The 11,890-nt window shown below is 41.4% G+C and carries 13 protein-coding genes and 1 pseudogene; 8 read left to right on the top strand and 6 right to left on the bottom strand.

Going from position 1 to position 11,890, the window contains the following annotated elements; translation table 11 throughout:
- The first annotated feature begins 151 nt into the window (after nt 1–151).
- The 3 genes from DP114_RS34355 to DP114_RS10490 all read left to right on the top strand — a co-directional run bounded on the left by DP114_RS34355 (nt 152) and on the right by DP114_RS10490 (nt 1,542).
- Nucleotides 152–397, top strand: a complete 246-nt coding sequence (locus DP114_RS34355; RefSeq protein WP_216669987.1) for a hypothetical protein — start codon at nt 152–154, stop codon at nt 395–397.
- Between the two features lie 15 nt (nt 398–412).
- Nucleotides 413–1,153: a hypothetical protein gene (locus tag DP114_RS34360; protein ID WP_216669988.1), complete on the top strand. Its 741-nt coding sequence runs from the start codon at nt 413–415 to the stop codon at nt 1,151–1,153.
- Between the two features lie 110 nt (nt 1,154–1,263).
- Nucleotides 1,264–1,542 (top strand): helix-turn-helix domain-containing protein, encoded by a 279-nt coding sequence (locus DP114_RS10490; protein ID WP_171976052.1) that lies wholly within the window; start codon nt 1,264–1,266, stop codon nt 1,540–1,542.
- Between the two features lie 886 nt (nt 1,543–2,428).
- Here DP114_RS10490 and cutA read toward each other — a convergent pair.
- On the bottom strand, nt 2,429–2,761 hold the full coding sequence (cutA, locus tag DP114_RS10495; RefSeq protein ID WP_171976053.1) for a divalent-cation tolerance protein CutA: 333 nt from the start codon (nt 2,759–2,761) through the stop codon (nt 2,429–2,431).
- A 731-nt stretch (nt 2,762–3,492) separates the two neighbouring features.
- Here cutA and DP114_RS10500 point away from each other — a divergent pair.
- The 4 genes from DP114_RS10500 to DP114_RS10515 all read left to right on the top strand — a co-directional run bounded on the left by DP114_RS10500 (nt 3,493) and on the right by DP114_RS10515 (nt 7,303).
- Nucleotides 3,493–4,992, top strand: a complete 1,500-nt coding sequence (locus DP114_RS10500; RefSeq protein ID WP_172195187.1) for a two-partner secretion domain-containing protein — start codon at nt 3,493–3,495, stop codon at nt 4,990–4,992.
- Nucleotides 4,931–6,154, top strand: coding sequence for an S-layer family protein (locus DP114_RS10505; RefSeq protein ID WP_172195189.1), 1,224 nt, complete (start codon nt 4,931–4,933; stop codon nt 6,152–6,154). Before DP114_RS10500 ends, DP114_RS10505 begins: the two co-directional genes overlap by 62 nt.
- Before the next feature lie 352 nt (nt 6,155–6,506).
- On the top strand, nt 6,507–6,821 hold the full coding sequence (locus DP114_RS10510) for a hypothetical protein (protein WP_169263579.1): 315 nt from the start codon (nt 6,507–6,509) through the stop codon (nt 6,819–6,821).
- 41 nt (nt 6,822–6,862) lie between these two features.
- Nucleotides 6,863–7,303: a nitrogen fixation protein gene (locus DP114_RS10515; protein ID WP_211178303.1), complete on the top strand. Its 441-nt coding sequence runs from the start codon at nt 6,863–6,865 to the stop codon at nt 7,301–7,303.
- Between the two features lie 98 nt (nt 7,304–7,401).
- On the opposite strand, the gene DP114_RS10520 is transcribed toward DP114_RS10515, so the two are convergent.
- The 5 genes and pseudogenes from DP114_RS10520 to DP114_RS35945 all read right to left on the bottom strand — a co-directional run bounded on the left by DP114_RS10520 (nt 7,402) and on the right by DP114_RS35945 (nt 11,243).
- Nucleotides 7,402–7,884, bottom strand: a complete 483-nt coding sequence (locus DP114_RS10520; RefSeq protein ID WP_169263578.1) for a NifU family protein — start codon at nt 7,882–7,884, stop codon at nt 7,402–7,404.
- 773 nt (nt 7,885–8,657) lie between these two features.
- Nucleotides 8,658–9,146: an SH3 domain-containing protein gene (locus tag DP114_RS10525; protein ID WP_169263577.1), complete on the bottom strand. Its 489-nt coding sequence runs from the start codon at nt 9,144–9,146 to the stop codon at nt 8,658–8,660.
- Between the two features lie 111 nt (nt 9,147–9,257).
- Nucleotides 9,258–10,393: pseudogene (locus DP114_RS36260) on the bottom strand (ISAs1 family transposase).
- 73 nt (nt 10,394–10,466) lie between these two features.
- Entirely contained in the window at nt 10,467–10,709 is a 243-nt protein-coding gene (locus DP114_RS35940) for a hypothetical protein (RefSeq protein ID WP_339379356.1), read from the bottom strand.
- A 36-nt stretch (nt 10,710–10,745) separates the two neighbouring features.
- Nucleotides 10,746–11,243: a DUF3598 family protein gene (locus tag DP114_RS35945; RefSeq protein ID WP_305764695.1), complete on the bottom strand. Its 498-nt coding sequence runs from the start codon at nt 11,241–11,243 to the stop codon at nt 10,746–10,748.
- A 70-nt stretch (nt 11,244–11,313) separates the two neighbouring features.
- On the opposite strand from DP114_RS35945, the gene DP114_RS10545 reads away from it, so the two are divergent.
- Nucleotides 11,314–11,784, top strand: a complete 471-nt coding sequence (locus tag DP114_RS10545) for a hydrogenase maturation protease (protein ID WP_171976055.1) — start codon at nt 11,314–11,316, stop codon at nt 11,782–11,784.
- The last annotated feature ends 106 nt before the right edge of the window (nt 11,785–11,890 follow it).

Raw genomic sequence — 11,890 nt, forward strand, 5'->3', positions numbered from 1 at the left:
ATTGACAGCAGATTTGCTTTGTATTATCCACTGTTTATCGTCTCGGTTGTACGGATTACGTAAATATAAAACAAAAGTGAAGAAAATTGTTGATGGTATAGATCCGTGCAAGGAATCTGATAGACTTAGGTAAGTTTAAATAAGTTTAGCTATGTACGCGATAAAAAGAGAGCTAAAACTAAATAACAAAGAAATCTCTCAAATGCGCGGCATTGCTGGATTTAAGAGGATAATCTACAACTTTGGCTTAGACTTGTTGGTTACTAGCTGGCAATTTCCAGAAATAAAGGCTAGCGATTCTAAGCGAATAGATGCTATCAAGAAAGTGTTCACTCAAGTTACGATGCAAAAACCTGAGAATAGTTGGATGAAAAAGTACCCATCAACTATTTATTAGTTTGCATTTATTGACTTGAAGAACGCTGTTTATCGGTGGCGAGAAGGATTAGCAGAATTCCCTCAGAAGAAGTCCAAAAAGAAAGGAGATTCTTTCACTGTTTATAAAACAGCAGGAGTGTATCCAGAAAAAGGTAAACCTCCTCTTCCTTTCACTAACCGAGTAACAATTCTTGCGGGAAAACAGATTAAGCTGCCTGGATTAAAAACATTTAGACTTAAAGAACGAATCGATTTTATTTGTAGTTTTCAAACTTTTACGGTTTCGATCTCTGCGGACAAGTGGTTCGTTTCTTTTGTTTTAGGTGCTCTCAAGATACCTCCTATTGTTCATCCTGTCCTCATAGCAGGAGTAGATTTGGGAGTAAAGTGCTTAGCGACTGTTAGTGATGGCAGTAAGTACGATATACCCGTTACCACAATGATTGCGAAAACCAAGCTCGGTAAGCTCCAGTGGCGTAATCGTAACAAAGTTTTAGGTAATAAAAAATTTCAAATTATAGCCTCTAACAAAGTTACAAAATACTACATCAGATTGTCTCGTCAACACCTGCGTATCTCTAATATTCGTCAAGATACAACGCAGAATATGACTACTGATTTGATACCAGTTCTCTGTAAACTTGCACTTAATACTTACTCTTTAATTCTTGGCGTTCTTGGCGTCTTGGCGGTTCGTTTAATAAATATTAAGTGCATCTTCATGGAGAATTGGTATGAGTCGCAAAGCGTACAACATTCGGATAGAAGATCTTAACGTATCTGGTATGATTGCGAACCAGAAGCTGGCTGCGGCAGTTAGTAATATTAAGTCCGGTTGAATAGTGTTTAATAAAGTAAGTGTGCGTTTACCAGTTGCGATCGCTAATGCCGAAACTTGTAACAATTCAACCTCACATGAGGGTTGAGGAACTTGAACAACGTTATCGTGAGTGTTCTGACGTAGTTGAAAGCCGCCATTATCAAATAATTTGGCTATTAGCCAAAGGAAAGACAACGGCAGAACTAGCCGAAGTAACAGGCTACAGTCGGGGCTGGATTCGTGGTCTGGCACGACATTACAATCAACAAGGAGCATTTGCGCACAGCGCAAATGCTCCTTGTTTAGGCAAAATGACCGAAACGATTTTAGATTTTAGATTTTAGATTTTAGATTGGGGTTAGTCGGTACAAGCCTCGTCCTTTTAGGACGAAATTAATTCTTCAATCCGTCAATTTTAGATTTGCGATTTTAGATTTTAGATTGGGTTGGTTCGTTTGTTGGCGATCAGCAATGCTAACGCTCCCTGCTGGAGGATCCCACCTCTTCGTTTTTTGATTTTATCTAGTACCAAAATACTATAAGGCAACCCAGACGCTCACAGTTCATACTATGTGACACTACTAATAGTTCTTAATCGTTAAAACCCGTGTTTTTGTTTTTTGTAAAACGCTTATTCAGCGCAAGTTCCATGAGGAATGAAAATACGGTTTTTATAAATTATGTCCTACTAGAACACCGATTCACTAATCCCAAAAACCCGGTTTCTGTTACTGGGAAGACCGAAGTTTCGTTAACTCAACAATAAAAAACCGGGTTTTTTAGTCACAATTATGAATACTGAATCGGTGTTCTAGGTGCGGAATGTGGGTTTGAAGATTTAATTGACGCAGGGGCAATTCTTAGTGATTTACAGCACTTTCAGGTAAGTGAGGTATGCCAATGACAAGGCTAACAACCGTTAGGTCTTACAATCATGACTAGATGGTGTGCCTCATAAACTTGCAATACGCTCTAAATGGCAGTCTTTCACCAGAAGCAGAAACTGCTGTAGTAGCATTTCATGCATTCATGCATTTAAGCATGATTTATTAACATATATGAAACAATGCAGTTCTGGAAAAGAGTTGATTGGCAAAGGTTTTTAGTTCGATGTGGAATTAGCAGCGGCTTTTAATGTTAGCGATTGCCTACCTTTGTTTAATCGAAACGCTTACATCCGTCATAAATAAGAACCCCGACTTCTGGTGATAAATCGGGGTTCTTGGTTTTTCAATTTAGTCGCTCTAGTTTTTTTAGAGGTAAAGGAACTTCAGCATTCAGCCATTCTAAGAAGCCTTTGTTTATTTCTGTAGGTGAGATTTCTGCAATAAAGTTAGTGTAAGTAATATGCTGGAGAATCACTTCTTCAATTTGCTCCCGATAACCTGATTGAGTTTTTACAATCAAAACGACTTCTGGTTCTTCTGTAATTTCTCCTTTCCATATATAAGCGCAGGTAATGGGAAACCAATTAACACAAACAGCTAGTTTTTGTTCCAACAAAGCACGACCGATCTGACGTGCTTCATCTGAATTATTCAAGGTGATATAGTAAAGTTTCATGTCAATCAACAAAGTAGATCTAAGATTTTTTGAAGAAGAACTCAGTTGTCAGAACGCAGAACTCAGAATCACTTCCGCCCTTGGATTCAGACCCCACCGAATTGAAGACAACGCTCTTATCCTGCGGAGGCAAACCCTCCCACAGTACTGGCTCCCGTATAGACGGTGGGGTTTTGAACCCAAAGACTTCCGTTCCCAGAACTCTATAATTTATGCCTGGTTCTTTCTTCTTATTCTGATTCCTGAGTTCTGAGTTCTGAGTTCTTTTGATAACAGTTCACTCTTTTCTACTCGCTAGAAATCAATTTTGTCGGAAGTCTACTGACTAATATCATATCATAATTCATCTTTTATGATGTTGCATACCTTACTTCTGTTTATTACCGCGTTCATTGCGGGTGGACTCAATGCTGTTGCAGGGGGTGGAAGTTTTATTGGCTAATTTTGGCGCAAAGGTAGTTGTATGCGATCGCATAATTAGCCTATACCCGACTACTCCTTTCCCGCCCGAAGATTACCGTAAGGTGTGCAGGGGAGCAGGGGAGCGCTTGGGTGCACCGGGTGAGAAATTACATCGGTAATCTTACACCGGGAAGGGAGTAACTATTGTCTGCTAACTTTATTTATCTGGTTTTTAGATAGTTTTTTTCGCACCAATTTACCTTAAAGTATTTTTAAGTAGGGACTGCGATATTAGATTTTTGTGACTGCATAGCTGGAGGCAAGACAAAATGAGCGCTTGGCATCTCAAATCGTGGGTTTTGCTGGGTAGTGCTTTGTGTGTACTCGGTTGTGCTCAACCAATCGCAGCACAAGTTGTTCCCGATAACACACTAAGCGCGGCAGAGCGAACGCAAGTCACAGGCAATCCCAACTTCCAGATAGACGGCGGGGGAAGGCGGGGTGCCAATCTGTTCCACAGCTTCCAATCATTTTCTGTACCGACGGGAGGTTCTGCCTTCTTCAACAATGCTGCCGATGTGCAGAACATCCTGACGCGAGTCACAGGTGGTTCGATTTCTAATATTGATGGATTAATCCGAACCAACGGCATCGCTAACCTGTTCTTGCTCAATCCGTCGGGAATTATCTTTGGTAAAAATGCCAGTTTGAATATCGGCGGTTCGTTTGTCGCCACAACGGCGAATGCCATACAGTTTGGTAATTTTGGATTTTTCAGTGCAACGAACCCAGAAGCACCCTCACCCTTGCTGACAATTAATCCAAATGCTTTGTTTTTCAATCAAATTGCGGCAGCACGAATTCAAAATAACTCAACTGCACCAGCAGGAACTACTCTGGCTGGCGCGGATGCATTTGGTTTACGTGTTCCAAATGGTCAGAGTTTGCTGCTAGTAGGCGGCGATATCAAAATGGATGGGGGTAAGTTGAATGCTTTTGGTGGACGAGTTGAGTTAGGAGGATTATCTGCTCCTGGGACGATAGGACTCAATGGTGATGGTAGCTTGAGTTTTCCTGTGGGAGTGCAGCGAGCGGATGTATCGCTGACGAATGGTGCGATCGTTGATGTTAGCTCAGGCGGTGGTGGTAGTATTGCAGTTAATGCCCGGAATTTAGAGATGACGGGAGAAAGTGTTCTTCAAGCTGGAATAGGGCGGGGTTTGGGGACAGTTGGGACTCAGGCGGGAGATATTTCGATTAATGCCACAGGAGCAATAAACCTTAACAAGCTTAGTCAAATTAATAATGACGTGCAATCAGGAGCAAATGGACAGGGAGGTGATGTCAGCATCAGTGCAAGCAGCTTGCGGCTTGAGGGTGGGGCACAGATAAATGCTATTACTTTCGGTGCGGGCAAAGGGGGGAATTTGAGCGTTGATGCCCAAGATGTGCAAATCATTGGTAGAAGCGCTAATGGTCAGGATGGCAGTGGCTTGTTTGCTTCTACAACGCCAAACTCAACAGGGAATGCGGGTGATTTGACAATCAAAACCAATACCTTGCTCGTGCGAGATGGGGCACAGGTAGGTACTGGTACTTTTGGTGCGGGCAAGGGGGGAAATTTGAGCGTTGATGCCCAAGATGTGCAAATCATTGGCAGAAGCTCTAATGGTCGATTTGGCAGTGGCTTGTTTGCTTCTGCACAGCTAAACTCAACAGGGAATGTGGGTGATTTGACAATCAAAACCAATACCTTGCTCGTGCGAGATGGGGCAACGGATACAAACTGCCACTTTAGGTGCGGGCAAGGGGGGAAATTTGAGCGTTGATGCCCAAAATGTGCAAATCATCGGCAGAAGCCCTAATGGTCAAGTTGCCAGTGGCTTGTTTGCTTCTGCACAGCTAAACTCAACAGGGAATGCGGGTGATTTGACAATCAAAACCAATACCTTGCTCGTGCGAGATGGGGCACAGGTACAAACTGCCACTTTCGCTGCGGGCAAGGGGGGAAATTTAAGGGTTGATGCCCAAGATGTGCAAATCATTGGTACAAGCGCTGATGGTAGGGTTTCCACTGTTTTGGTTGCTGGCGCAGATTTTAACTCAACAGGGGATGCGGGTGATTTGACGGTGAAAACTAATACTTTGCTAGTGCGAGATAAGGCAGGAATCAGCGTGGAGAATCGCGGAAGAGGAACCGCAGGCAACATGACATTAAATGCTCGCTCTATCCGTTTAAACAACAATGCCTCACTCAGCGCTAATACACGCAGCCCTAAAGTTGACCCTACTAGGGAACAGGCGACAATTAACATTAACTCACAAGATTTGATCATCACTCGCAATAGCAACATCATCACCAACGCCACAGGAGAAAACGTTATCGGCGGCAACATCAATATTAATACCGATGTCCTGGTTGGTTTTCAAAATAGTGACATCAGCGCCAACTCGGATAACTTCCGGGGCGGAAATGTCAGAATCAATACTCAAGGTATCTTTGGCATTCAGTTTCGGGAGGTCGCTTCTCTTCAAACAAGTGATATCACCGCCACCGGGGCTACTCGCGAGTTAAGCGGTAATGTGCAAATCACTAGACCCGATCTAGATCCCACTTCGGGATTAGTAGAATTACCAGTCAATGTCGTAGATCGTTCTGGCTTGATAGCTCAAGGTTGTCCGGCAGACCAAGGTAATTCCTTTGTAATCACCGGTCGCGGTGGCTTACCGCCCACTCCAGAACAACAATTAGACGATGACGCCGAGTGGCAAGACCGCCGCCGCCTAACAGTGCAACAGCAGATTGGACAGACAAAACCCCATACTGAAATCACTACTCAGACTTTACCTACCAAATCCGACACTCCAATTATCGAAGCCACCGGATGGCAGATCACTCCCAATGGAGACATCTTCCTAGTTGCCTCTACATCTAACCCTGCGGTGCACAATCCGCGAAATCAGCCGGACACCTGCCAATCAAGGCAGTAAACTGCATCAACTACCCAGACATGATATTACGCATTTGAATGCAACTTGGTATAAGGGGATGCGATACGCCTTCAAGCGTCTGCGCGGAGTGCAGATCGCACTTTCACAAATTGGCAATTCCTCGCTTTAAAAGAATTACTGAATGAAAAATAGAGAAGAAACTTGACAGAATTTCTTAAGTTTGCAATACCCTCAATGAGCAAGTTTTTTGATGCTTATTGTTAAATAATATGATCTATTTTGCTAAATTAAGTTATTGGATATTAGTATAATTTTGTCTAATAACAAATTAGGCAATTACGCGGTTTAGTTTTTGAACCTAACACTACTCATAATTCCCAGGACAGTAAAAATGAACCCAAACAAAGTAAACTACAACGGCAGATTTGAAATAAATGACCTGATTGATGATGCCGTGAAGAATGCAGTTGAACGACGCAGCCAAGTTATAGATTCAGAAGATGCTTTGTTGGTTTTGGCTGAAACAGAAGCACAAAGCATTCTAGGTGGTGCGGTGGCAGAACTTTCTAAATCTAGTATTTGTTTGCCAATTATAACTGGTAAGATAGCAGTTCCTCAACCAACTCCCAAACCTGTTTGTCCGCCGATTGTACTTGGGATAATGGTTGCTCCTGACTACCTAAAAGACTCAGCCTCAAAAGCATAATCTTCGAGCCTTAACAAAGATACTCTTCGCTGGAGGTTCGATTGATAGAAAACATTGCGACTGAGAATACTACACTTTGCCCCAGCGCTAGACCAGAATCAGGAGATAGTGTTGTCTTTGGTGTGGTCAGTGGGACGGTGGCACAACCCCGTATAGCTTATCTCAAGCAGCCGCAGCCTGTCACGGATGAACTAATAGCAAAGTCTAGCCCTGCTACACCAGCAGAAATTTTTCGGACGGCAGGACGCTGTATAGAATCGGGCTGTATGCATTTTGACGGTAAAGATTGTCGTTTGGCACAGCGAATTGTAGAGAATTTATCTGTAGTGACTGAGGAACTTCCACCCTGTTCTATCCGGCGAAATTGTCGTTGGTGGCAGCAGGAAGGTAAGACAGCTTGTATGCGTTGTCCGCAAGTTGTTACAGATACCTACAACCCGTCTCAACTCATACGAGATGTGGCGAAACCGACTGCCCTTTAGGCAAAGCTTCCATCTGTAGTAAAGTCCTTTGACACTCGCTAAGCCCTATGTCCGAAGGACATAGGGCTTAGAGTTGACGGCTAGTCATGATCAACTCGTCAACGTACAGCAAGCACATTAACAATTTCTGGACAATACGACTTGATTGCCTGCTCAATTCCTTGAGATAAAGTCACAGTTGAAGTCGGACAATTACTACAAGCTCCAATTAATTTGACTTCAACTGTATCTGGTGGTTTAATATCCACTAATTCCACATCACCGTTATGACTTTTTAAACCAGGACGGACTTCATCAAGCGCTTGCTGAATACGTTGCGTTAGCGGTGGTATAGGAGGCTTTACAAGTTCGTGATAAAGCAGCACTCCATACACAACTTCGTCTTTAACAGCATTACGTAAAGCTGGCATGGATTCTTGCTTCACAGTCTTAATTAAACGTGTCAATGCCTCTTTGTGTAATGCTTCAATGGCTCGTTTTAAACCTACGACGACACCTCTGTAAGTTTCATCCCACTCAGAGATAATTGCCTCATAACGGCTGATTTCTTTGACTAATTCTTCAAGTGTGTCATCGGTCATTGTTCCATTGCCAAATAAATTCCTTCAGACATTACTCAGGACTTAAAATGACTAAAAACTCATTTTGCTTTGAAGTCTTTGAGGATAAATTGAAAACTGCTGTCAAAAAACTTTTTGTTGCAATATCCCAATAGTAAACCCAAAATACTCTATTAATTGCTAGTTTATATTTTATTAGAAATGCTTGATATCAGGTTAAAGTTAATTAATATACTATTTTAATATGATTTTTTATACTCTTAAAGTCTTTTCAAGAAGTGAAGAAATTATTTACTGATGCAGATTCATTACAATAAGATAAATAAACAAACATGTCTTAACTAACTTCTTACTCCTATAGGAATCCGGTTTGATTTGGTGAATCACTCGTAGAGACAGAGAACGCTTAACAGGGAAGAAGCAATAAAAGTATACCTCGGTTCATCAAAAATAAAATATGAGTCCTATATAGATAAATTTTGAGTATAAAATTTTTCTGTTATGTGATTATTTTTGATGTAATTTTTAAATTCATCAAATAACTTAAATCTATTGTCAAAATCTCATCATTTTTTCTAATTTTGTAGAGCGTAAAACAAAAAAAATACCTCAGAATTAATGCTAAATGTGAAGACACAGAAACAGCTAAGATATCCACACGGTTTTCCTAAGTCTTACCCGTTTAAGTTACTGGCGAACATCAGGGCAAACCCACAAGACTGTCATTAGTCATTAGTCTTTTGTGGTTTAGTGGCTCATGACTAATGACAATCCTCACAATACGGTCTACAAGTTTATTGAACTGATAAAATCTTTAGAAACTCAGTCGCCACCCAGCCCTCAGAAGCAACCCATTGGTTAGATTTAACCTTAATCCAACGAAAACCGTTACTATCTTTACCTTCACCGTATACAGAGACTCTTGACCCATTGGGAATCTTACCAAGTTCACGAGCACTCGTGCCCGGTTGTTCCCGAACATTCAGACCACTCGAAGCATTGATAACAACCACGTCTGCAACAGAACCAGATGTTTCTGGTTGGATATTGACGTGGTTTTTAAAGACATACCAAGTGTCGAATTGAGAACATCCAGGATTTCCAAGTTTATCAAACAGAGTGACTCTATAGTGGTCTTTGTCTGCCTCTACTCTTTCTTTAACTCTAAAAGACCTGCCACTGCTGACATTAAACTTCTCACAAACTCCCAGATCACTTGAGTCCTTAAGACTCTGTTTGAAATTTGTTCCTTGTGAGTTTGTGACTTTCAATAGATCTGCCATTGACGTATCTCCTTGTTAGATTTTCAACACCAATTTAAATGTTAGTGCCTTTTACAGAATACCCACACTGAGAGTATGAAAAGTGCTTCCCCTACTTAGACCAGGGCTGTTTCATCCCACAAGGTATAAGAGTTTGTCAATATCGTTGGATAGAAATCTGTAAGCGGAGGTGATGGAAGAATAACCATTTCGACGCAAAATATTCAGTGCGAGCGATCGCACAATTGAGAGATTCGCAGGAGCATTTCCCGTGCGTATAGTCGAGTTGTCTTCATCAAAAACTACATCCTTAAATGGCAGTCGCCTCAAGTCGGGGAACCCGCCCACAGCGCTGCCTCCCCAATGGAGGCGATTTTCAATTCCCCAATGTCCGCGAATCCCGCAGGCGAAATCAACTGCTGAACGTATAAGACTGCTTATATAATAAACAACTTGATGATACGGTTTGCCTGCACGAGTACCTAGTCTTTCAACCTTAATTAAAGACTTTAGCCCAGTCCATTGTTGATTAATGCCAGTTAAATCATTGAAAACTTCTGTGGTGCGTGTTGTAACTCGATTTCGAGTTCGTTCGCTTGCGATATAACGACTTGTCGGTCTGGTGTTAGCTGTGTTGCGTTGAATCTGACGATGCAAGTTTTGTTGATTGCCTTTGACTGCAATTACGTAGTCGTTACCGGTGTCAATAATTAATTTGCAAGTTTTTTTTGGCAATGTAGAGCGTCCAAGCTAAATACAGCACCTTCGATGTCTAATGCTGCAATCAGATTTTGAACGGTCGTAATTTCGCTACCTTGCTTATTTTCCAATTTGTCCATACTTAGAACTAGTCCTCTATGCTGTGCAAATACGGAGACAATGCTCACAAAGTTTTGATACTCACTTTTATAGTCTTGGACTGTCCCTTTAATACTTTTACCATCAATCCCACACCACTCTGATACCTGCAAATCAACGTAGTTTTGTGCCCACTGATTGAAGGTCACGGCAAGTGTGTCAAAGTCTATTCCCATGAGTATGCGTCGGATTGTTGAGTATGAAGGAACACCGTGTTTTTGTATTTCAAACTTTTCAATCAATATCCGACGATGCCTTTTTACAAAATCCCCCCATGCACGATAGCCAACATACCCGCTCATAGTTCCCATAATTACAAACAACAATACTAACCACAGTGGGTGTCTTCGACCGTCTTTTGTCCGAAAGTCTTTGACTTGCCGCAGTTGTTCAATCAGATTGGCATCCATTATTTTTCATCCCCTTGATGCTTGCAATTTTACATCTTTTAGAGGATGAAACAGCCCTGCTACTTAGACGTATTCAAAGGTACAATAGTTCCAGCGTCAGTGCGGAAAAATCTCCACACTCGTCATAGTTGACAAGCAGTTGTTGCATCTCGGAGGCTTTCACTAACCAGTTAGCTGCCGTAAAGGAAGTGCCAACACTCACTTTGCCTGGACAACTGATAGAAACGCCATCAGGCAAAAAGAAAGTTTTGTGTCCTTCCCCAACCCAGTGTAACTGAGTCGCGACAGGCTGAGAAATTTTGAAATCTGGAGTCATAGTCACAGCAGTTCCTTGCCAATTACCGCTGAAATCTCACTCTGGCAATTGATTGGTTTCATTTGACCAGTATTGACTAGGAAAGCCAGTACTATCTTCGCGAATATTTGCCGTTCTGAACAAACAACCACTATCATCATAAACGATACCTACACTATGTCTTAATTCCTGGTATTTAAAAAATAGTTCAACGGCAAAATATGAATCTGGTTTCAACTTAGTTGAAACCCAAGCAGCATGACCTGATTCAAAGAAATTTGCCCTCATTGATTCAATTTCTGGAATAAAAACTCCATTAGATAAGCTATTCGAGAGTTGATTATATTCCCAACTTTGTTCTACTCTTCTGCGATCACTGTATGCGTAGTGATTCTTTTGAACGATTTCGGTTTCATTTGAATTACTCCGAAAGCTTCTGAGACTTTGAAACGATTCTGCCACCTCACCTTGGGGAGAGTATTTTGTCCAAATTCCATGCCAGTCACCCAAATGGTTAGTCGTGAAATTTTTCCAATTTTGATCTTTTAAATTCATAAAATATAAGTTCTTTGCGTTTATGGTAGTGTAACACTCAATTGTTTAGCTATTAGCCGTTAGATCTAAAATGCTCACAATCATTGGTTGCGGTAATCTCAATCGTAGTGATGACGCTGTAGGCGTACTCATTGCCCAACGCTTACAGCAATACCTTGCTCAATATCCTCTTCCTGATGTGCAAGTTTATGACTGTGGTACTGCAGGGATGGAAGTCATGTTTCAGGCAAGAGGTAGCAAAAAGTTAATTATTATTGATGCCAGTTCAACTGATTCTGAACCAGGGGCTATATTTAAAGTTCCTGGAAAAGAACTTGAAGCTTTGCCAGAACCCAGTTATAATTTGCATGATTTTCGCTGGGATCATGCTTTAGCCGCAGGTAGGAAAATCTTTAAAGAAGACTTTCCCGAAGAGGTGACTGTTTACTTAATTGAAGCCGAAAATTTTGATTTTGGACTAGAATTAAGTTCTGTTGTTCAACACTCTGCTGATTTAGTTTTTGAAGAAATAACTGCGATTATTAAACAGAGTAAAGAGTAATTACTGGTAGTGCGATTTTCAAAAAGTTTAGGAAGTTTTTCATACATTTATGTGAGAAGATTAGACTAAAAGAAGTTTCAAGTTTTGAAGTCCTTCACTAGATTGA

The organism is Brasilonema sennae CENA114, from assembly GCF_006968745.1.
GTDB classification, from domain to species: Bacteria; Cyanobacteriota; Cyanobacteriia; order Cyanobacteriales; family Nostocaceae; genus Brasilonema; species Brasilonema sennae.